Consider the following 20,131-nt stretch of genomic DNA (forward strand, 5'->3'; position numbering starts at 1 on the left):
GCGACTTAATGAGGCTTCAGGGGCACAAACGGCGCGTCTGAACACGGCACCTTGTGGTGCAAAATCGTGTCCGTGCCGTGGCCCCGTCACCTGGAGCCAGCATGAAGTCGAAGATCACCCAGGCGCTCGTCGAGCGCACCCCCGCGCCCGAGCGCGGCAAGAGCATCCTGCACGCGGATACCGAGATGAGGGGGTTCTACCTCATCGTCACCGCCAACAAGCGCAGCTTCTACGTCCAGTCCCTCGTCAACGGCCGGCAGGTCCGGACGAAGCTGGGCGACCACCCGGCGATGGACGCAAAGCAGGCCCGCGACCTCGCGAGGCAGACGCTGGTGGGCATGCGGGGCGGCACCAACCCGAACGAGGAGCGTCGCAAGTCCCGGGCGCGCGGTATCACCCTGCGGGAGGCGCTGGACCTGCACCTCAACTCCCGGCGGCTGGCCGACAAGACCCGCAGCGGCTACGAGTACCACGTCACCTACTACCTCAAGGACTGGCTCGACCGGCCACTGGCCGAGATTGGCTCGGACCGCCAGGGCGTGCGCGAGCGCCACCGCAGGATCACCGACAGGAGCGGCGCCACCTCGGGCGACAACGTCATGCGGGTGCTGCGCTCCGTCTACAACCGCGCCCTGCGCCAGTTCCCCGACCTGCCGCCGAACCCAGTGGGCAACGTGGACATGAATGGCATGCGCCGCCGCGAGGTGGACGCGAGCCCCGACAAGCTCAGGGCGTGGGGCAAGGCGGTGCTGTCGCTGGGCAACCCGGTGCGCCGCGACCTCCAGCTGTTCATGCTGCTGTCGGGCATGCGCCGGACGGCGGCGTGCGAGGCGAGGCGCGCGGAGTTGGGCGACGGGCGCCTGCACGTCCCGAACCCTAAGGGCGGCTCTTCCAAGAAGTTCGACCTACCGCTGTCGTCGGCGCTCGCCGACCTGCTGGCGCACCGCGAGGCTAACGCCGAAGGCGTGAGGCGCAAGACTCCCTACCTGTTCCCGGCCGACTCGGCGTCGGGCCGGGTGGCGGAGGTCCAGCAGCACGAGCTGGGCGACCTCACCGGCCACGCTCTGCGCCACGCTTACGCGTCGCTCGCGTTGCAGTCCGGCGTGCCGCTGCTGGAGCTGCGGTTCCTGCTGAATCACAGCGCGTCCAGCGGCGGCGTCACGATGGGCTACCTGCACCCGTCGATCGACCACCTGCGCGAATACCAAGGGAAAGCGTCGCGCTACATCCTCGACGCGCTCGGCCTCGTGCACGAGCCGGGAACGTGGCCGCCGACGCTGGCCATCTGATCCACCGTCGGAACGCGTCGGCTCACAAGGCGATGAAAAGTAAAGGGCCACCTTGCAGGTGGCCCTTTCTCGTGCACGACTGAAGAACAGCGTCAACCATCGGACGGCGCGGGCTCGACTACGCGCACGGTGGACAGCGCCTCGGCGGACTGCTCTGCGTCCATGTCGGCGGGATGCTGCTTCTGACGGGGCGGCACCACGACGCTCTTCTTGCGCATGTCGTTGGCGTACCAGCGCACCGACTTGGGGGTCGCCGCCGCGCCCTCGATCTGTGCGTTGACCATCTCGGCCACCAGCGCGTGCGGGTAGCCCGCAGGGTCCATCAGGATCGCGCGCGCGAGCGCACCGATGCCCTTGCCGTGGGGCTTCTTCTCGGTCGCTTCAAGCGCCTCGGCGGCTTCACCCTGAGGCTGTGTGCGCTCCTTGGTCACCTTGGGCTTCTTCGGCTGTCCGAGCGAGGCCAGGTCGATGTTCTTGTCGGCCGCGACCTGCTCGATCCGGGCGACGAGCTTGGTCCGGGTCGCGAAGGTCTTGAGGCCTGCGGGCTTGTCGGCGATCCGGTTGTGCAGGGCCAGCAGTTCCTTGGTGGGTATGTCGTCCAGCTTCATGGCGTTCTCCTACGTGTTGGTGGGTACGTAGGCATTAGGTCGCGGTTCCCTCGATCCGGGAGCCCCCTCCCCGCACACAACAGCCCCTGCGCGTCAGAACCATCCCTTCTAGACCCCTGAAAGGAAAGGACCCGCGCTAGGCGGGCCCTTCGTCAAACACTGGCAGCCACGATCGTCTCAGATTTCATCCTCTGGCAAGTCGTCGAAATTGCCCAACTCGATAGCGAGCTGAATCTGCTTCACTAAACCCTCCATGCTCTTCCGAGAGTAGGGGCCGTTTGCGATCAGGCGGATCGTCGTCGTCTTTGAGACGCGGTAGTTGGCGATCTCCTCTCCTACATATGTAGCTGCCGCCGGACGGCCTGCGGGCATCATCGGCGGCATGAAGGTGCTGACATACGGAGCGTCCTGCGATTGGTCAACGCTGTTGCCGTTACTGCTATCCGGCTCGTCATTGCTATCTGCGCTTTCGTCGGTATCTGCTATCTCCACCACGTCAGAACTGTTCAGCTTTGCGTAGTCGAGATTGGACAAATAAACCTTGATTACATCCTTCACTGCGCCATCGCTGTATGCCTTATCCACGCGCAGAAAGTGCCGCAGCGTGTCATGCGACGGTAGATCGGAGCCGTACTTGCTCCAGAGCTCGGCCATGATCTTGGGCGTCATAGCAGCCTGCTTTATCGCCGCATCGCGATCCGGAGATACGACACGCTCATCCATGATGATCTTAAGTCCGAACGGTGTCAGAAACACCTTACGCTCGTTACCGCTCCCCTTATCCCCCATCAAGCCATACGCCTTGAGTGCGGCGACCGCCACTAGCCCACCGCTGCTCTTCGACGAATAGCCCCAATGGCTCATTGCCGTTGATACCAGCGTCTCGTGCTTACCCTCATTCTTATAGAACGACTTAGCTCGCTGGACAGCTTCTTCCAGTGTGATTCCCGGGTAGGACGGGCTTCGTTGCTTCTTGATGGCCATGCGTGGGTCCTCCATATACGCCATTAACATACGCCCATAAGATACGGACCGCAACTCAAATAAGATAAAAATGAAGACAGGGAGGAGACAGGTGTTGACACCGACCCCTTCGACCCCCATACTACGCTGGCACTAGACGGAGGTCCCTGATGAGGAGAGCTGACGTCGTCCGTAGACAGAACCGGGAGGTAGGCACCCGGGCGATCCATGCGGACGATGAAAAAGAAACGGCCTGAAGCTTGTCAAAGGCTTCAGGCCGTCTGGATTGCGAAGTTGTCTAAACCACAGCCCATGTGGCGAAATTGGTATACGCAGGGGCCTGTCAAGCCTCCTCCATGCACGGATTGCGGGTTCAAATCCCGCCGTGGGCACCAGAGATATTAGCAAATTAACGACATCGGCGCCACCTGACCCGTTCAGGTGGCGCTTTTTTGTCTAGTCTTCGCCGCTTGGCATCCGGGGTCCGGCCGTCTGCTCAGAGGCATCTTCGTCGCCTTCGGGGCTGGACTTGGGCTCGCCTGTAGACCAGACGCCCGTTTCCAGGCCACGCAGCACCGCCCGCCGTGGCCCCGTCCGAGAGCCCGCTGATCGCCAGTTGGTGAATAGAGTCCCCTAATGGATTGAAAAAGAAGGGGATGCCCTTGGGACATCCCCTCCGAAACACGGCCGAGCCACCCGTTGCCCTCTGCGCACCTAACCAACCCGGCCGGGTTTGCTCGGTCAGGCTGAGCAGAGCGCGAGGTGCGCCTGGTGGTAGCCAAGTCGGTCGGCCCGGCGCTTGGTCTCGCGGTCCACGTACAGGTCCAGCGCGCGGCAGTACGGCATGCCCGCCAGGCGCGCCGCGTCGTCGAAGTAGTCGGAGTACGGGCGGACGCCCGCAGCCTCGGCCCGTTCGGCCAGGGATGCGAGGAGGTCGCGGCCCGTGCGCAGGGCGGTGACCATGCCGGTGAGCGCGATCGCCACCGGGTGGTCCGCCGCGTAGTGGGCCTGCTTATTCATCGCCGCCCCCGATCAGTCCGTGGTCGATGTCCCGCTCGCGCATCGCGAGCTGGACCGAGCTGATGGGGTTGGCCTTGCCGGCGTTCCAAGCGCGGATGGTGACCAGGATGCCCTGGAGGCGCGCGTCGCCCAGCTTCACGTACTCCTGGACCTTGAGGAAGTCGTCCATGCGCATGGCGGTAGCCAGCTCGACGGGGCCCACCGGGCGGTCCTTGGACGGCATGCGGTCGATCAGGGACAGCACCGCCGAGGCCAGGGCCAGGTTGCGCGTGCCGACGGCGACCTGGGCCATGTGGCCGAGCTCGGCCGGTCCGGCGTGCTGGAGCTGCTGGAGGTACTCGGTGCGCTTGGGGTCGCCCAGTGCCGCGCGGGCCAGGACCTTCGCCGGGGAGTCGTAGAACGGCTTCTGCGCGATGAGCTGCGCGTGCGGGGCGCCCGCGTCCTTGAGCAACTTGTCGAGCTCGGCCTTGCTGTTGTCCCTGATCTGGCGCACGGCCGCGAGGGTCTCGTTCTGCGCGAAGCGCGCCAGGTCGCCGGCGCCGACGCCCGGCGCGTTCTTCCAGCGCGAGGCGATCTCGGTCTTCTTGGTGGCGACGTCCTTGTTCAGGCGCTCGATGGCCTTGAGGACGCGGGAGTGCAGCGTGTCGAGCTGCGAGGCGAGCTCGCCGATCTGCTGCGGGCTGAGTAGCTGGGTGTCGCTGAGGGTGATCTTCATAGCTCGTGTGCTCCGGTGGGTTGTGGTCCTCCGGTCGCCTGTCACGAGCGCGTCCCCAGCCGCGGGGTGGTCTGCGCGCCTGTGCGCTGACCGGATGCGTTCAATGTGTCGGGGAGCGCTGGCCGCGAACGCCATCGTTCTCCGACCGTGTTTCCCTCGTCGCTGCCGCCGTCGCGGTGGCTTGCGGTTCATGGGCTTGGCGGCGCTCCGCCCTCCGACGGGTAGTCAGTCGTCCCCGGCCGGGCGTGCGCCTACGGGCCACCCGCCCGTGCCACCGCACTCCACGCACATGCGCGCCCGGGCCACGTCGTCGGAGAAGTGGGAGCGCCCGCAGCACATGCACCGGAGCCAGCCGACCCGGCGCACCACCCTGGGCGGGTCGTAGTTGGGGTCCGTCACGGGGGCGCGTCGCGCGCCGCCGTCGTTCGGCCAGCGCGCGGGCTCGATGAGCTCCCTGGCGATCCGCACCGTGGAAGGGTCGTGCACCGCGCGCGGGCCGGGCGTCGCGCCGAGCCAGCGGTAGCTGGGCCACCTGTCGGAGTGGCACCGGCCCGACACGCCGTTGGGGCTGACGCCGAGCGCCTGGGCCGCCGACCTGGCGGAGGGATATCGCACCCCGTCCACCTCGACGGCGACCGCGTGCCCGTTAGTGCCCCCGGTTGACGCTGCCATGCTCGCGGGTGTCCTCGTACTCCAGCGACATGCGCTCCCACTCCGCGACGTCCAGGCGCGGCACCGGGCCGACGCAAGTCATCTCGCTGCGCCGGGCTAGGGCGTCGCGCCCGCCCATCGCCTCGACCGCATCGGGCGCCGTCGCCTGGATCGCGCCTAGCATCACGTCGATCTGCTCGGCCTTGGCGAGCGCCTCGGCCACCGTCAGCTTGTCACTCATCGTCTCGCTCCTTGTTCGCGTTGTACTTGCCCAGCAGCGCGACCAGCTGCGCACGCTCGCCGGCTGGCATCTGCAGCAGCGCGTCGGCAGACAGCCCCGTGTCCTCGACCTTCACCCGCAGGCGCTCGGCCATCTCGTCGCCGTAGTGGAACTTGAGCATCACCTCAAGCAGGCGGTCGCTGTGCTTCTTCACCGTGAGCGCGCGCTCCTCGCCGGTCTGCGGGTCGCGCGCCGTCGATACCTGGCCCTGGTAGATGACCGGCTCGTCCACGCCGACCACCGCACGCCTGTAAGCCTCCTCCAGCAGGGCGTCCATCGCGATCTGGATGGACTGTTCCCAGCGGCGCCTGAAGTCCAGGTCGTTCTGCTTGTACTCGAACGCGAGGCGCCTGGAGATGCCGCACACCTGGGCCGCCTGCTTCGGCGACGCGGTGTCCTCGAGTACCTGGAGGAACAGCTCCTGCACCTCGGGCGTGAACTTCTTAGCGGCCACGGCCGACTCCCGAGAAAATGGCTTACGGCGTGATCGTGCCGTGTTAGGTGCGCGCAGGAAGCCAGCATTCCTCTTTCCGGATCAGCGGCTTGGAGGGCTTCGTCGCTCCGCCTACTGATTAGGTGGCTTGGATCCACGCGCGTGAGGGAGAGGTCTGGCGCGCGGTTGTACGCATCCGTCCACGTGCTTTCGATGATGTGGAAGGGTTCAATTTCGATAGTCGGTCTGATTGTCACGTTCGTCGTCTATAGACTGACGAACGCCGTGACAATCGAATCCGCCAGTGACTTGCGCTTTGACAATCGGGTGGCCGAAAGCGGCCTAAGTGCTTACCGCGCTTAGATTGTCGCGCTGACAATCGAAACTGACTTTCGGCGACAATCCGATTGTCACTGGGCGCGACAATCGAGCTCCGAAAGTCGCGCCCAGTGACAATCGAAATTGCGCGTTCACCCCTCCGTCCTGACCAGGATTCCGAGCTTCGGGTTGCGCGGGTCCGCCGCTTCCTGCCACACCATGAAGCCGTCGACCGACGCCCTGGCGTTGTCGCGCCCCTCGGGCACCGACCGCTCGATCCGGCGCCGCGCCGTCTTGTCCGCGACGCCGTCCCGCGCGCAGATGATCTCGGCCAGCTCCTTCAGCGGGATGCTGCCGCCGCGCTCCTCCGCTGCCTGCCGCGACAGCTCCAGGATCGGGTCCATCCCTCCAGTGAAGTCGCCAGACGCGTCGGCCATCACGGTGGCGCGCAGCACGAGGGAGTCGCCGACCTTCTCCATGTTGAAGCGCATCGGGGGTTCGCGCTCCGCGTCCTTCTGCTTCTTCACGGTGGCGACCAGCGAGCGTCCGTCGGTCGCGCGCTCCACCTCGACCGTGGTGTCCATCGCGCCCAGCAGCGCCGTGCTGCCGCGCATGCCCTTGCTCAGGTCCTTGCCCGAGTGGTGGACCACGACCACCGTGGCGCCCGTCGCGTCGCGCAGCCGCTTCATGCTCGCGATGTATCGGCCCATGTCCTTCGCCGAGTTCTCGTCTGCGCCCGCGGCCGTCTGGTTGAGGGTGTCGATGACGATCAGGCGCAGCGGCCCCAGACCTTCGGTCACCGCCTCTACGAAGGCGCGCACGCCGCCGTCCTTCTCCGCCGCGAGGTTGAGGTCGTCGCGCATCAGGTGCAAGTCGAACCTGCGACCCTGGGCGCACCTGTCCACCTTCCAGGCGCGGAAGCGCTTGCCCAGGCCGGGCGCGCCTTCCGCGGCGATGTACAGGACGCCGCCGCGCTCGACCTGCCTGCCGTGCCAGTCAAGGCCGCCCGCGACGGCCATCGACATGTCCACGGCGAGGAACGACTTGCCCGACTCCGGGGCGCCGTAGATGGCGGCGAGGCTGCCCTCGGTCAGCACGCCGGGCACCAGCCACTTCGGCGGCGGCAGCGACTCCACGTCGTCCAGCGACAGAAAGTTCCAGCGGCTGCGCTCATCGGCCGGCTCGACCTCGTCCCACACGTCGAAGTCGTCGGCGGCGTCCGGAGGCGCGATGTCGGCGCCCGCATCGTTGAGGCACCTGCGCAGCGTCGCGATGGTCACCGCGTCGTCGCGGTCGGCGTGCAGGGAATCCCAGCGGCGACCGACCTTCCACTCGTGATCTGCGAACTTCGGATCGGACGTGGACCAGTCGATGAACTCCTGTCGCCCCCCGCCGTCGGTGGCGTGGTGGCAGGCCATCATCAGGTCGCGCCACCCGTCGTGCTCGCGGAAGTCCGTCGGGTCCAGGTGCTCCAGTGAGGCGGCGAGCTGCTCGGCGGTGATCTCGCCTGCGCCCGTGGCGCGCTTCCTCTCCGGCCTGCGCGCCGCCGCGACCAGCCTTGCGGGCAGGTCCGGCATGTCGTGCAGCGGGGGCGAGTCCGGCGCCCAGCGGTACAGGCCTCCGGTCGGGTGAACCGAGCCGGCCGCGACGACCTGGCGGCCCAGCGACTTGAACTCGACGCCCTCGAAGCCGTCCACGGTGTCCAGCAGCACGGCGCCCGCGGGCTTGCGGAAGTAGAAGTGGTGGCCGGGGTGCTCCAGGTTGCCGGTGAGTACGTGCGGCGCAGACGTCAGGTCCAAGCCGAAGGCGGCGGCCATGTCGGCCAGGCTGTCGCGCCCCGGCGGGAAGTTGCGCGGGTCCACGTCCACCACGACCAAGTCGGCGGGCAGGCGCACGCCCAGGTTCAGGCCGTCGCGCCTCGCGCGCTCCAGCACCTCCGCCTGGTCGTAGCTGCGCTCCTGCCAGCGCTTGTCGGCGGGCATCTTGTCGCGGCGGCGCAGGGGGATCAGGTCGAGGCGGATGTCGCGGTACTCGGCCGCGGCCTCAAATGATGGCGTCGCGGCTGCGGACCCCGCGGCATCATTGACCCCGTGAGTCTTGGACAGCTCACTCTCCCGGTCGGTTGTACCCCTGCGCCCACGGTCTTGCACGCCGTGGGCGTTTTCATTTGCGGCCATCGGTCAGCCCTCCGCGTTGGCGGTGCGCGCGGCGAGCATCGCCGTCGCGGCGCGCCGGACGCCTTCGCCCATCGGCTGACCCTTCGCGTAGTCGCGCAGGTCGCCCATGCGGTAGCGGATCAGCTTCGGTCCGACGCGGGCGTACTTCGGGCCGCCGCCGTGGCAGCGGTACCACGCCAACGTGGCGCGCTTGAGCCGCAGGATCGCGGCGGCCTCCTCGGGCTTGACCATCGCCTCATCGGGGAGGGCGTGCAGCTCGGCCAGCTCCTCGGAGGTGAGCTTCTTGGGTTCGGGGGTAGTCACAGGCGTGCTCCATCTCCAGGTTCCCGCGGAGGCGGAGTGCCGCCGGGGGACTGGGCCTGCTGCGCGTCGCAGAGATGGGCTGCTCAGTTCGTCATGCTGGGCTGGCCTCGGCTGTTCTTGCCACCGAAAGCACTTCTGATCGCCATAGCCATTGCCGACGATCCTCGGGCTGGTCTGGTTCGCAGCCCGATTAACCACACTGTACCCGGATGGCTCGCGCGTTGACACCAACGTTGCGTCGGGGCTCTCCGGTGAGCCTGTGTCATCCGGTTCGGTCCGGGCTGCTCGGTATCAGGCCGCGCTGCCCCGGACTCGATACGGGCCACCGGTGAGCTCGTTGTAGCTACCTGCTACAGATGTACGGGTGAATCTCAAATGACAGCGAGCGCGTGGAATCAGCGGCAATGGCCGCACCGTCGCCGAAGGCTGCGTAAGGCAGGACGCCGCGCACGGATTGGCCTGACTCCACACGCACTTCGCCGCATCCACCAGGGCAATACGCACTACCCGTGGGTAGCAGTTCCTGGGGGCCGGTAGATGTGTTGAGTGTTGCGCCGTCGAAACCCAGTGGCAGACCGGCTTCGGCCGGCCAGGCTTCCTTGGACAGACACAGCGGTTCGGCCGCCTTAGAAGTCAGGGTGAGGACGAAGTGTTGCTGGGTTGGGTTGTCCGCTATCTCCAAGGCGAAGTCGGTACGCGGCGCCCAGCGGATGGATGCGGACGACGCGCAAGCGGTGAGCGCCGCCAATGTCAGCAGAGACAGGCCGCGATTCACCGCGCCTGATCCATCAAGTGATCGGGGTTGATCAATCGCTGCTGCCCTGGCAGCGTCTTGAAGATTTCCTGCTGCTGCGGCGTACCGAACTTGTAGGCCGGAATACCATTCATCCGCTGATCCTTGTAGCCCAGCACCGCATGTCCGGTTTCGTGACCAGCGCCCCAAGCAAGCGTGGACGGGCTGTTGAAGCCGGGGTGAGAAATGTTCACCAACACCTGCGCAGGCCCGGATGTCGGCACACCTGCCAGGGTGTCGGCACCGACGCTAGGGTAAGCCGCAGCCAGAGCCTGGCCAGTCATCGCATTGGCGGGGATTGCACCGGAGCCAGTGTCGCGGAGGGCTGAGGCCATCGCCCCCATGTCGGAGGCGGCCTTGGCCATGTTCTCCGGCGTGGCAGTACCAGCGCCGAAGTTGCGTTCGAACGACTTCTCGGCGCGCTGGAGCGCCTTGCCCCCTTCGGCCAGTGCACCGTTGATCTTGCCCGCTGCTTTCTCCAAGCTGCCGGCGGCGCTCTGCTGGGCGCGGTCGAACTGCTTCCACTGCCTGTCCGTCCAGCCGCTGCCACGCGACAGGCGTCCATCTGGGTCGGTGAAACGGTAGGGATTGTTGTTTCCATACCAGTAACGGTTGTAGTTGGCGCCCGTGTTCGGGGCGGCCTGGACGGGGTCCGTTGAGACGAATCGCGCAGACGCGTTGAAGGCAATGGCGCACAGCGCCACGGTCAACAGTCCTTGGATGGTAATGCGCATCACGGCTCCCTTTTCGCGCGTTCGCGCTGGATGGATTGTAGATAGCTGGCTTCCTGCTCCGGCGTTTTCTGCGTCCAGCCAAGCGATTCGGCCTTGGCGAACCACGCCAGATTCTCGCGGGTCAAACGGTGGTATTCGTCGTGCAACTCAGGCGGCACATCCTCCGCATTCGGATACTTGGACCGAATGCGCTGGTCGGTCTGGAGGTAGTAGGCGTTGGCCTTCCAGATCATCGCCACCGAGTCCTTTGGGTTGGCCGCCAGCGCCAGATCGGCCACGGTCATCAGCGCATCGGTATCCTTCTTCGCCCCGTAGTGCTCCATCAGCGTGCCGGTGATGGCGCCTACGCCCTCGTGCGGCAGCAGTGGGCGCAAGTAAAGTCCATTGCTCAATGCCGCTTCGGTGATCCCCGTTTCGCGCTGGTAGCTGCTGTCGTATTTGAAGCCGCCCGCTGTGGCTTCAACGTTCAACCACATCTGCTGTTCGTCGTCGGCGAACTTCACCAACAGGTGGTTGGGCGCTGTGGCCAGCGCAACGGTCAGCCCCAGCCGTTGGCCCAAGATGACAAAAAGGATGGGCATTGAAACGCAGTTGCCCTTGCGCGTGGCCAAGTAGGTGGCTAGCTGCTTGTTCTTCGGGTTCTTGCCCAGCGGGTCCGACAGGTCGTAGGTGAAAGGCTTGCTCTGGTTCCACTCGCCCGGCACGTAGAGCGTCTTGAGCAAGGCGTTGAGAACCTGGTGCGCCGTCGGGTTGGCGGGCACGTTGCCGCGCACCGCGCGCTCCCACTCGTCGAGCTGCCGGCGCACTGCCGCAGTGTCGGTGGACGGTTCGATGATGTGGTCCACCGCCAGCTTGGCGGCGGCGTAATCAACGCGGTCGTCGGGAAGTTGGAACTGGGCACGCAGCGGTGAGAAGTCAGAGGCGGCCAACGAAAGCGGGGCCAGGACGAATAACCACGCGCCCCAAGCCCATTCGATCCATCGGCGGCTTGCCCGTTTCCCCATTGCAACCTTCTCCCACTTGCTGCTGATCCTAGGCCCTGTCAACTGCTACTGTCCAGTTGCCCCCCTGGACCTACAGGCAGGCGCCCGACCAAGCGTCGGCGACGTTGTCCCGCCCCTCAAGGATGACCCTTCCGTCGCCGAACACAAAGCGCCGGAAGCCCATGTACCCACCGTAGCTGTTTTTGGCATTGACCCGGCCGCAGGCGACCACGCCGAACTCCTCGGTGTAGTTGGCGCGCACGTCCCGGAACTGCGCAGCGTCCGGGTCCTTCAGCTCGGCCCTGACGGCCCGCTCGGCCGCCACGATCGTCTCGGCGCCGAACCACTTCTCCTGTTGGGCCTTCTTCTCGGCGGCCGACATGGGGCGCTCGGGCTGCGACGCCGCAGGCGCCTGCTTCGGCGACGGCTCTTCCGTCGCTATAGGCGCGGCGACAACTGCGGGCTCGCTGCGCGGCACCATCTTCGACCCGACCCAGGCCAGGGCCACCAGGACGACCAGAAGAACCCCTATCCGCTTCATGCACTCCCCCTGAGCAACGCCAGTAAATAGTCTATTTTGGACTAATCCAATATGGACTCTAGCGTGCGGTGACCTGCCTGTCACCGCGCGATGGCCCAATCGACCCACAACTCCGACTACCAGCTACTGCTGACCGTCCTGAAGGCGGCCCGCAAGCGGGCTGGCGTGTCGCAGGTTGATCTGGCCGAACGGCTGGGGAACACGCAGACCTTCGTGTCCAAGTGCGAGCGCGGGGAGCGGCGCATCGATGCCGTGGAGCTGGTGGAGTTCGCCGAAGCGCTCGGCGTCAGGCCGCTCGGACTACTGGGCGAGTACCTGGAGCAGCGCGCGGCCAAGCTGCAGCCGAAGTCCAGAAAAAGCAGCGCAAAGCGGCGCTGACTATGAGAGATGGTGCCGCTTGTCCGAATCGAACGGACGACCTACTGATTACAAATCAGTTGCTCTACCGACTGAGCTAAAGCGGCGATGTCGTACTTCTCTTGCTCAAACCGTGTCCGGCTCGTCCCGCAGTCTACGCGCTGGCGAGCCTAAAGCCTTGCCGCGCTTAGCCTTCCGGCCGGTCGCCACAACAACCGCGTCCGAGTTACAAGACAGTTGCTCTACCAACTGAGCTAAAGCGGCATGGGTGCTTCACCGGCGGCAGCGCCGCGGTGGGGCGATTCTAGCGCAATCGCGTGCATTCCAGCGACCGATGCTGCGCGGCGCCGCTGCGCTGCTGCGCCTGCGCCGGTTCGCTGCCGGCGGCCAGCTGCCCTTCCAGCCACCACTGGCCGGCGTCGCCGCTGGCCACCAGGCGCGGCTTGAAACCGGCCGCCTGCACGGCGGCGATGCGGCGCTCGGCGCCTTCGCGGTTGCGGTACTGGCCCAGGGCGACGGCGTTGCTCTCTTCGCCCTGGCTGATGATGTAGTAATCGCTGAGCCCGGCGGCGACGATGCGCTTGACCGTGGCCTGGGCCTCTTCGCGGCTGGCGGCGGCCGGCAGCAGCACGCGGTAGCGGGTGCTGCCGCTGGCGGCGGGCTGTTCGCGCAGGCGCGCCGGGGCCAGCAGCTTGCCGGCCCGGCCCTGTGCGGCCACGGCCGCTGCACGCTCGGCGAAGGGCCCGAGGGCGACGCAGCGCGGCGGCGCGGCAGGCCTCTCCACGGCGGGCGTCTCGACCACGGGCTTCTGCACAACGGGCTCTGCCGGCTGGGCGGCTGCAGTCACGGCAGGCGCGGCCTCCGCAGTCGGAGCGGCGTCGGCGGGCGGCGTGATTGCCGGTGCCTCGGTGGCGGCCACGGCGGCGCTGGGCGCAGCCTCGCGCTCCTGCAGTGCCTCGGTCGGCGCAGCGGCAGCGGCGGTCTGCGCCACGGCAGCGGCATCGGTGCCGCCCGGCAGCCAGCGCAGCTCGGCCACCCCGGTGGCGGGCTGGGGCGGCGTGGCCGGCGCGGGTTCAGTGCGCAGCAGCCACCAGCTGGCAACGCCTACGTTGAGGATGGCCAGGACGACGATCAGGGCACGGGTCAGCATGCTGCCGATACTAGCCTGCGGGCTGGTGCACCGCCCAGCGGGCGAGGCCGTCCAGCACCAGCGACGGATGGTAATCGGCGCCGTCCAGCAACGGCATCAACGCCGGTGCGCCGCCGCCGTGCACCAGCAGCGCGGGGGCCACGCCCAGCAGCGCCTGCGCCTGGCGCGCACTGCGTTCCACCAGGGCCACGGCGGCGCCATCACAGCCGGAGGCCAGCGCGTCGGCGGTGTCGTTGGCGAATTCGCTGTAGTCGCCGCCACTGGCCGGCAGCTGCACCGCGCGCGCATGCAGCGCTTCGCGCATGGTGGTGGGCGAGGCGGAAATGCGGCCACCGTGGTGCTGGCCATCGGCGTCGAGCAGATCGATGGTCAGCGCGGTACCCACGCCCACCACCAGCACCGGGCGCCGTGCGGTCGCGGCGGCCAGCAATGCGAGGAAACGATCGACGCCGAATTTTTCCGGCTTGGCGTAGGCAATGCGCACGCCCGCGCATTCGGCACTGGTACGCACCACGCGCACATCGCCGAAGCGGGCCTGAAGCTGCTGCAGCATGGCGGTGGTCAGCGACGGTGCGGCCACGCTGGCCACGAAGGCGGTGCCGCCGGTGGGCAGGCTGTGCGGCGGCTGCGCGGCCATGCCTTCGGCGCCATGCGCCCAGGCCTGCACATCACCGGCACGATCACCCTGCAACGGCGCGAACTTGAAGCGCGAATTGCCGAGGTCGAACAACCAATCGCTCATGCCTTCCTCACGCTCACTTCGCCGGCATGCAGCAGGCGCTCGTGGCCATCGATGCGTACACGCAGGGCGCCGTCATCGGCCAGACCCAGGGCGGTGCCGTGCTGCCACTGGCCTTCCAGCTCCACGCGCACCTCGCGGCCGGCCAGCATGTCGAAGGCGGCATAGCGCGGCAGGAACGGGGCCAGGCCCTCGCGGTCGAACACATCCAGCGCCGGCAGCAGGCGCGCCAGCACGGCGGCCACCACCACGTTGCGGTCCACGTGGCTGCCGGCCAGGGTGTCCAGATCCACCCAGGGCTGGGTGATCTGTTCGGCGAAGGCCGGCGGCATGTGCACGTTGATGCCGATGCCGATGACCGCACGCGCCGGGCCAGCGTATTCGCCGCCGCCCTCGGCCAGCAGGCCGACCAGCTTGCGGCCGTCCACCAGCACGTCGTTGGGCCACTTCAGCTGCGCCTGGGTGTGGCCGAGGTCGTGCAGGGCCTCGGCCACGGCAACGCCGGCCACCAGGCTGAGGCCGGCCAGGCGGCCCAGGCCACCAGAGAACAGGCGCAGTACCGACAGGTAGACGTGGGCGGCCAGCGGCGAGGCCCAGCTGCGGCCACGACGGCCGCGGCCACCGGTCTGTCGCTCGGCCAGCAGGACGCAAACGCCGCGCTGCGGCGCGCTGCACCGCAACAATTCGGCATTGGTGGAATCCACCGTCCAGGCCACCTGCAGGTCATGCAGCAGGGCCACGGCGTCGCCGGGCAGGTGCGCGCGGATGGCCGCCGGGTCCAGCAGCTCCAGCGGCCGGCTCAGGCCGTAGCCCTCGCCTGCACGGCCTTCAATGTCCACACCGGCAGCTCTAAGCCCTTGAATACGCTTCCAGATTGCCGCCCGGGTCTGGCCCAGCTCACGGGCCAGGGCGTCGCCGGACAGGCGACCGGCAGCGAGTTTGGCCAGCAATTGGCGATCGTCCACGGCAGCTTCCACAAGGTCAGAACGGAATTATGCGGGAAAGCCGCCAGCGACGCCCGCGGGGTGCCGGGGGCGGGGCTTCCAATCCAGGGCCGGGTTCGGGCTAGAATCGGGAACTCACCCTCCCTCAACCTGGATGTCGTCAATGCGCCACTATGCCCATTGCCTGATCCTGCTGGCGATGCCCTTTGCGGCCTCGGCAACAGCATCGCTGGACGACAGCCGTGGGGCCTGTGTGTACTCCACTCCGGATGCCGCTTCGCAGCGCGCGCCGAGCACCACCGCTTCGGCCACCGCGGCCAAGCCGGCACCGGTGCGCCCGGCGGCGAGCAGCGCGACCAGCAGCGGCGGCGGCGGCAGCGATGACGATGTGCTGCAGCGCATCCGCGCGCCGAAGTGGCACAGCTACCTGCCGGGTATGTTCCGCTGATCAAGTCGTTGCTGCAGTGGCTGCGGCCTGCGCCGCGGCCGATCGAAGACGCGGTGTGGAATGAGGCCTGCGGCCGCGCCGCCTGGCTGCGGGGCCTGGACGATGAACGCCGTGCACGCCTGCGCGTACTGGCCACCCGCTTCCTGCATGAGAAGACCATTACCCCGATTGGCGACCTGCAGCTGCAGGTGGCCGACGGCGTGCTGCTGTCCGCGCTGTGCTGCCTGCCGCTGCTGGAATTCGGCGAGGTCGGGCTGGAAGGCTGGTCGCAGCTGATCGTCTACCCCGATGCCTTCCGTGTGCATCGCAGCCACATGGATGCAGCCGGCGTGCTGCACGAGTGGGATGACGAACTGATTGGCGAATCGTGGGACAGTGGGCCGTTGATCCTGTCGTGGGCCGACGTGCAGGCCGACCTGGCCGAACCGCACGAGGGCTACTGCGTGGCCGTGCACGAGATGGTGCACAAGCTGGATGCACTGGATGGCGCGATGGACGGCACGCCGCCGTTGCCGCGTGCGTGGCAGCGCGAATGGGCCGCGGTCTTCCAGGCGTCCTACGATACGTTCTGTGCGCAGGTGGATGCCGGCGTGGAAACGCTGATCGACCCGTATGCAGCCGAGGCGCCGGAAGAGTTCTTCGCGGTGGCCAGCGAGTACCACTTCTCCGCGCCGGATGTGCTGGCGCAGGCATTGCCGGAGGTGGCCGCGCATCTGCGGCGGTTCTATGGTGAGCCGCCGGCGAGGATCCGTTGATTCATCCGTACGCCGGGCATGGCCCGGCGCTACCTGGGGGCACGTCGACCGGTAGCGCCGGGCCGTGCCCGGCGGATCGGATGCCGGATCGTTACGGCCCCGGCGGCAACCGCACTTCGAAGCGGGCGCCGCCCAGTTCGCTGGAGCGGGCCACCAGCAGTTCGCCGCGGTAATCCTTGATCAGGTCCTGCACGATCGACAGGCCGATGCCGTGGCCCTGCACGCGTTCGTCGCCGCGCACACCACGCTGCAGCACCTTGCCGATGTCTTCCGGGGCAATGCCGGGGCCATCGTCGTCCACCGCCAGCAGCAGGCCGGCGCGGCGCGCGTTCTGTGCCGGCAGCGGCTGCGCGGTCAGCAGCACACGGCGCTTGGCCCACTTGAAGGCGTTCTCCAGCAGGTTGCCCAGCAGTTCCTGCAGGTCGCCCGGTTCGCCGTGGAAACGCGCGGCCGGGTCGATGTCGAATTCGCAGAACACGCCCTTCGACGCGTAGACTTTCTCCAGGCCACGCACGATTTCCTCGGCGTTGGATTCCACCGGCAGCGGCGCAGAGAACAGCTTGTGGCCCGACGAGGCGGCGCGCGCCAGCTGGTAGGACACCAGGTTGTTCATCCGCTGCAGCTGCACGTCCAGTTCCTCGCGCAGGGCGCCATCGCCGGCACCGCTGTCCATCTGCGTGCGCAGCACGGCGATCGGCGTCTTCAGGCTGTGCGCCAGGTCGGCAAGGGTGTTGCGCTGGCGCTCGAGGTTCTCGCGCTCGCTCTCGATGAAGGCGTTGATGCTGTCGGTCAGCGGCTCCAGCTCGCGCGGGTGGCGTTCGCTCATGCGCTCGGTTTCGCCGCGCTGCACCTTGGTCAGCTCGGTGATGACCCGGCGCAACGGGCGCAGGCTCCACTGCAGGATGACGGTCTGCAGCAGCAGCAGGATCAGGCCGATGCCGCCCAGGTAGAACCAGACCCGGCTGCGGAACACGCGCAGCTGCGCGCCCAGCGCGCGCGAGTCTTCCATCACATAGATGGTGTACGGGAATTCGGTGGCGGGGTCGGCGTCGGCGTCCCACACCAGGCCCAGGCCATAGCGGTACACCGAGCCTTGGCTGCCGTCGATCTGGATCATCGGCAGCGGGCCTTCGAACACTTCCTGGCGCGGGGCCAGCAGGCCGCCGCCCACGGTGGGCAGCATCGGGCCTTCGGCGGACATCGAATTGCCCTTGCCGTCCGGCATCACCACCTGCAGGTACAGGCCACTGCCTGGCACGTCGAAGCGCGGATCCGGCGGCTGCTCGCGGATGTACAGCGAGCGGTCGCGGGTGAAGTCGATGCCGGCCGCGTAGGCCGTGGCGTAGTTCTTCAGGCGCTCACGCAGGTTCGCCTTCGCCGTGTCGGCGAAGGCGGCATCCAGCGCGTAACCGGCCAGGGCCAAGAACGCGACCAGGCCCACGGACGCGGCGAACAGCTGGCGCGCCTGCAGTGAGCGCGGCCGCCAGCGTCGGAAGAACCACAGACGGCCGGACATCGTTTATCGCCTTGTGGAAGGCTCAGCCCTCGTTGCGCGGGATCGCGAAACGGTAGCCGCGGCCACGCACGGTCTCGATCGGCTTCAGTTCGCCATCCGGGTCCAGCTTCTTGCGCAGGCGGCCGATGAAGACTTCCAGCACGTTCGAGTCGCGGTCGAAATCCTGCTGGTAGATGTGCTCGGTGAGGTCGGCCTTGGAGACCAGTTCACCGGCATGCATCATCAGGTATTCCAGCACCTTGTACTCGTAGCTGGTCAGGTCGACATTGCTGCCGGCGACGCTGACCGTCTGTGCTGCCAGGTCCAGGGCAACCGGACCGCATTCCAGAGTCGGCTTGCTCCAGCCAGCAGCGCGTCGCAGCAGCGCGTTGACGCGGGCCAGCAGCTCTTCCACATGGAACGGCTTGACCAGGTAATCGTCGGCGCCCTGCTTGAGGCCTTCGACCTTGTCCTGCCAGCTCGAACGCGCGGTCAGGATCAGCACCGGGAACTTCTTGCCCTCGTCGCGCAGGGCCTTGATCAGCTCCATGCCCGACATCTTGGGCAGGCCCAGGTCGATGATGCCGACGTCGAACGGTACTTCGCGGCCCATGTAGAGGCCTTCCTCGCCGTCCTGTGCGGCATCGACGGCAAAACCTTCGCGCTTGAGCCGGGCTGCCAGGGTCTCACGCAGCGGGGCTTCGTCTTCGACCAGAAGGATACGCATGAACTCTCCCTAGTGTCCTGGGTGTGGCCCGGAGGCCTGTGGGTACGGTGTATTACGGCAACTATCCCTGTTCAGGGGTTATCGCCGCGTAGTGATGACATATCCTGCCGCGGCGTGCGCGGCTGTGAACGTGCCGGAGCGGGATCGTCCATGTAGCGGACCCGGCCCCGGTCATCCATGTATTTCACGCGACGAATGTCCCGCCCATCGAACTGCACCCGTTCGGCGCCGAGGATGTGGCCACCGGTGGAGCGCTGCACGCTGCGCACGGCATCGGACAGCGAACGGTCGTCGCCACGGCCACCACGATCCATCATGTCCGCGCGCATGGCTGCCCGAGGCTCGCCACCACCGCGCGGTGGCTGCTGGGCCATCGCTGCAGAAAGGGGGGCAGCGGCCAGGACCACGCAGGTGGCCAGGGCAATGCGGCGGTGGAAGGGGGCGGAAGACATCGATGCGATCCTAGCCGAGCACGGCGATTCGTTCAAAAGTCGTAAATCCGGAACGCCGGATACGGACCCGGCCTTTACATTTCCTTTGCAAATGATTGGTTTGGCGCGGTGAATCCGATCTGAACTTTTCCGGGTGCTCTCCAGCGTCGTTCATCTAAGTGAACATTCGGGACGAATCCCCGGGCCTTGTCAAGTCAGGAATGTGACTGAAATCACGCTGCGGCGCGATCGGCCTCGCGCTCGGTGACCGCCAGCGCCTGCTCGATCAGCGCCCAGTCGGCGCTGGGGCGGTGTGCGCCCTCGCTCAGCACTTGGCGGAACGCGCGGCCGCCCGGCTGGCCGTGGAACAGGCCCAGCAGGTGGCGGGTGATGTGCTTCAGGGCCAGGCCCTCGCCCAGGCGAGCCTCGATGTAGGTGCGCATCGCGCGCAGCAGTTCGCCACGCGGGCGCAGCGCGGCGCCGGTGTGCAGCGCCTCCAGCTGATGCAGCAGGTAGGGGTCGTGGTACGCGGCGCGGCCGAGCATGACGCCATCGACATGCGCGGCCTGGGCCTGCACGGCCTCCACCGTGGCCAGGCCACCGTTGATGACCACCGGCAGCGCCGGGCGCTCCTGCTTCAGGCGGTGGGCCCAGTCGTACTTCAGCGGCGGAACCTCGCGGTTCTCCTTCGGCGACAGGCCTTTCAGCCAGGCGTTGCGCGCGTGGACCACGACCATGGCGGCACCGGCGGCGACCTGGCGGTCGACGAAGCTGGCGAACACGTCGTACTCGTTGTCCTCGTCCACGCCCAGGCGGCACTTGACCGTCACCGGGATGTCCACCGCCGCAACCATCGCCGCCACGCACTCGGCCACCAGCGCCGGTTCGCGCATCAGGCAGGCACCGAAGCGCCCGGCCTGCACGCGGTCGGACGGGCAGCCGCAGTTGAGGTTGACCTCGTCGTAGCCCCAGTCGGCGGCGATGCGCGCGGCCTGCGCCAGCAGGGCCGGATCGCTGCCGCCCAGCTGCAGGGCCAGCGGCTGTTCGCTGCCGTCGAAGCCGAGCAGGCGCTCGCGGTCGCCGTGGATGACGGCGTTGGCGTGCACCATCTCGGTGTACAGCCGGGCACCCGGCGCCAGTACGCGGTGGAACACGCGGCAGTGGCGGTCCGTCCAATCCATCATGGGGGCAACGGACAGGCGCAGGGAATCGGCGTAACGGGCGGTGGCGGACGTCATCGGGGTGTTGATCGTGGAGACTGGCATTGCCAGTGAGAT

Annotated in this window: 23 protein-coding genes and 2 tRNA genes; 5 read left to right on the forward strand and 20 right to left on the reverse strand. The window is 67.3% G+C overall.

From position 1 onward, the window contains the following. Window positions 1–101 precede the first annotated feature (101 nt). Entirely contained in the window at window positions 102–1,289 is a 1,188-nt protein-coding gene (locus AC1VXD_RS05375; RefSeq protein WP_482991181.1) for an integrase arm-type DNA-binding domain-containing protein, read from the forward strand. Between the two features lie 92 nt (window positions 1,290–1,381). On the opposite strand, the gene AC1VXD_RS05380 is transcribed toward AC1VXD_RS05375, so the two are convergent. Both AC1VXD_RS05380 and AC1VXD_RS05385 read right to left on the reverse strand, forming a co-directional pair. Beyond that, the gene (locus AC1VXD_RS05380) at window positions 1,382–1,897 is read right to left on the reverse strand and encodes a hypothetical protein (RefSeq protein ID WP_482991182.1); all 516 of its coding nucleotides are present in this window, start codon (window positions 1,895–1,897) and stop codon (window positions 1,382–1,384) included. Between the two features lie 177 nt (window positions 1,898–2,074). Then, the gene (locus tag AC1VXD_RS05385; protein ID WP_482991183.1) at window positions 2,075–2,881 is read right to left on the reverse strand and encodes a hypothetical protein; all 807 of its coding nucleotides are present in this window, start codon (window positions 2,879–2,881) and stop codon (window positions 2,075–2,077) included. Between the two features lie 287 nt (window positions 2,882–3,168). On the opposite strand from AC1VXD_RS05385, the gene AC1VXD_RS05390 reads away from it, so the two are divergent. Further along, window positions 3,169–3,255 (forward strand) — tRNA-Asp (locus AC1VXD_RS05390). A 346-nt stretch (window positions 3,256–3,601) separates the two neighbouring features. On the opposite strand, the gene AC1VXD_RS05395 is transcribed toward AC1VXD_RS05390, so the two are convergent. The 10 genes from AC1VXD_RS05395 to AC1VXD_RS05440 all read right to left on the reverse strand — a co-directional run bounded on the left by AC1VXD_RS05395 (window position 3,602) and on the right by AC1VXD_RS05440 (window position 11,808). Beyond that, a complete protein-coding gene (locus AC1VXD_RS05395) occupies window positions 3,602–3,880 on the reverse strand; it encodes a hypothetical protein (protein ID WP_482991184.1) in 279 nt (92 codons plus the stop codon). Then, window positions 3,873–4,595: a hypothetical protein gene (locus tag AC1VXD_RS05400; protein WP_482991185.1), complete on the reverse strand. Its 723-nt coding sequence runs from the start codon at window positions 4,593–4,595 to the stop codon at window positions 3,873–3,875. The genes AC1VXD_RS05395 and AC1VXD_RS05400 overlap by 8 nt, the downstream gene beginning before the upstream one ends. A gap of 646 nt (window positions 4,596–5,241) precedes the next feature. Next, complete coding sequence (locus AC1VXD_RS05405; protein ID WP_482991186.1) at window positions 5,242–5,487, reverse strand: hypothetical protein; 246 nt, start codon at window positions 5,485–5,487, stop codon at window positions 5,242–5,244. Then, complete coding sequence (locus AC1VXD_RS05410) at window positions 5,480–5,980, reverse strand: hypothetical protein (RefSeq protein WP_482991187.1); 501 nt, start codon at window positions 5,978–5,980, stop codon at window positions 5,480–5,482. The genes AC1VXD_RS05405 and AC1VXD_RS05410 overlap by 8 nt, the downstream gene beginning before the upstream one ends. Window positions 5,981–6,429: 449 nt before the next feature. Further along, on the reverse strand, window positions 6,430–8,454 hold the full coding sequence (locus AC1VXD_RS05415) for an AAA family ATPase (protein ID WP_482991188.1): 2,025 nt from the start codon (window positions 8,452–8,454) through the stop codon (window positions 6,430–6,432). A 3-nt stretch (window positions 8,455–8,457) separates the two neighbouring features. Further along, window positions 8,458–8,757: a helix-turn-helix transcriptional regulator gene (locus AC1VXD_RS05420; RefSeq protein ID WP_482991189.1), complete on the reverse strand. Its 300-nt coding sequence runs from the start codon at window positions 8,755–8,757 to the stop codon at window positions 8,458–8,460. 343 nt (window positions 8,758–9,100) lie between these two features. Next, window positions 9,101–9,532 (reverse strand): hypothetical protein, encoded by a 432-nt coding sequence (locus AC1VXD_RS05425; protein ID WP_482991190.1) that lies wholly within the window; start codon window positions 9,530–9,532, stop codon window positions 9,101–9,103. Further along, the gene (locus AC1VXD_RS05430) at window positions 9,529–10,284 is read right to left on the reverse strand and encodes an RHS repeat-associated core domain-containing protein (protein WP_482991191.1); all 756 of its coding nucleotides are present in this window, start codon (window positions 10,282–10,284) and stop codon (window positions 9,529–9,531) included. The genes AC1VXD_RS05425 and AC1VXD_RS05430 overlap by 4 nt, the downstream gene beginning before the upstream one ends. Further along, a complete protein-coding gene (locus AC1VXD_RS05435) occupies window positions 10,284–11,213 on the reverse strand; it encodes a transglutaminase family protein (protein WP_482991192.1) in 930 nt (309 codons plus the stop codon). The genes AC1VXD_RS05430 and AC1VXD_RS05435 overlap by 1 nt, the downstream gene beginning before the upstream one ends. 145 nt (window positions 11,214–11,358) lie before the next feature. Beyond that, entirely contained in the window at window positions 11,359–11,808 is a 450-nt protein-coding gene (locus tag AC1VXD_RS05440) for a hypothetical protein (protein ID WP_482991193.1), read from the reverse strand. 90 nt (window positions 11,809–11,898) lie between these two features. On the opposite strand from AC1VXD_RS05440, the gene AC1VXD_RS05445 reads away from it, so the two are divergent. Next, window positions 11,899–12,186, forward strand: a complete 288-nt coding sequence (locus AC1VXD_RS05445; protein ID WP_482991194.1) for a helix-turn-helix domain-containing protein — start codon at window positions 11,899–11,901, stop codon at window positions 12,184–12,186. Window positions 12,187–12,196: 10 nt separating this feature from the next. Here AC1VXD_RS05445 and AC1VXD_RS05450 read toward each other — a convergent pair. From AC1VXD_RS05450 to birA, 4 genes are all read right to left on the reverse strand, one after another. Then, a tRNA-Thr gene (locus AC1VXD_RS05450) sits at window positions 12,197–12,272 on the reverse strand. Between the two features lie 197 nt (window positions 12,273–12,469). Then, on the reverse strand, window positions 12,470–13,315 hold the full coding sequence (locus AC1VXD_RS05455; RefSeq protein ID WP_482991195.1) for an SPOR domain-containing protein: 846 nt from the start codon (window positions 13,313–13,315) through the stop codon (window positions 12,470–12,472). Window positions 13,316–13,325: 10 nt separating this feature from the next. Beyond that, complete coding sequence (locus tag AC1VXD_RS05460; protein ID WP_108767424.1) at window positions 13,326–14,057, reverse strand: type III pantothenate kinase; 732 nt, start codon at window positions 14,055–14,057, stop codon at window positions 13,326–13,328. Next, complete coding sequence (birA, locus tag AC1VXD_RS05465; RefSeq protein WP_482991196.1) at window positions 14,054–15,019, reverse strand: bifunctional biotin--[acetyl-CoA-carboxylase] ligase/biotin operon repressor BirA; 966 nt, start codon at window positions 15,017–15,019, stop codon at window positions 14,054–14,056. The genes AC1VXD_RS05460 and birA overlap by 4 nt, the downstream gene beginning before the upstream one ends. Window positions 15,020–15,161: 142 nt before the next feature. On the opposite strand from birA, the gene AC1VXD_RS05470 reads away from it, so the two are divergent. Both AC1VXD_RS05470 and AC1VXD_RS05475 read left to right on the forward strand, forming a co-directional pair. After that, complete coding sequence (locus tag AC1VXD_RS05470; RefSeq protein WP_482991197.1) at window positions 15,162–15,446, forward strand: hypothetical protein; 285 nt, start codon at window positions 15,162–15,164, stop codon at window positions 15,444–15,446. Continuing rightward, window positions 15,413–16,201, forward strand: coding sequence for a M90 family metallopeptidase (locus AC1VXD_RS05475; RefSeq protein WP_482991198.1), 789 nt, complete (start codon window positions 15,413–15,415; stop codon window positions 16,199–16,201). Before AC1VXD_RS05470 ends, AC1VXD_RS05475 begins: the two co-directional genes overlap by 34 nt. 91 nt (window positions 16,202–16,292) lie before the next feature. Here the strand turns inward: AC1VXD_RS05475 and AC1VXD_RS05480 are convergent, their stop codons facing one another. The 4 genes from AC1VXD_RS05480 to dusA all read right to left on the reverse strand — a co-directional run bounded on the left by AC1VXD_RS05480 (window position 16,293) and on the right by dusA (window position 20,119). Continuing rightward, window positions 16,293–17,717 (reverse strand): ATP-binding protein, encoded by a 1,425-nt coding sequence (locus AC1VXD_RS05480; protein WP_482991199.1) that lies wholly within the window; start codon window positions 17,715–17,717, stop codon window positions 16,293–16,295. A gap of 22 nt (window positions 17,718–17,739) precedes the next feature. Next, window positions 17,740–18,423, reverse strand: a complete 684-nt coding sequence (locus AC1VXD_RS05485; protein ID WP_004136763.1) for a response regulator transcription factor — start codon at window positions 18,421–18,423, stop codon at window positions 17,740–17,742. Between the two features lie 71 nt (window positions 18,424–18,494). Then, on the reverse strand, window positions 18,495–18,875 hold the full coding sequence (locus tag AC1VXD_RS05490) for a PepSY domain-containing protein (protein ID WP_482991200.1): 381 nt from the start codon (window positions 18,873–18,875) through the stop codon (window positions 18,495–18,497). 212 nt (window positions 18,876–19,087) lie between these two features. Beyond that, complete coding sequence (gene dusA, locus AC1VXD_RS05495) at window positions 19,088–20,119, reverse strand: tRNA dihydrouridine(20/20a) synthase DusA (RefSeq protein ID WP_482991201.1); 1,032 nt, start codon at window positions 20,117–20,119, stop codon at window positions 19,088–19,090. Window positions 20,120–20,131: the final 12 nt, after the last annotated feature.

The organism is Stenotrophomonas sp. STEN054 (genome assembly GCF_056854535.1).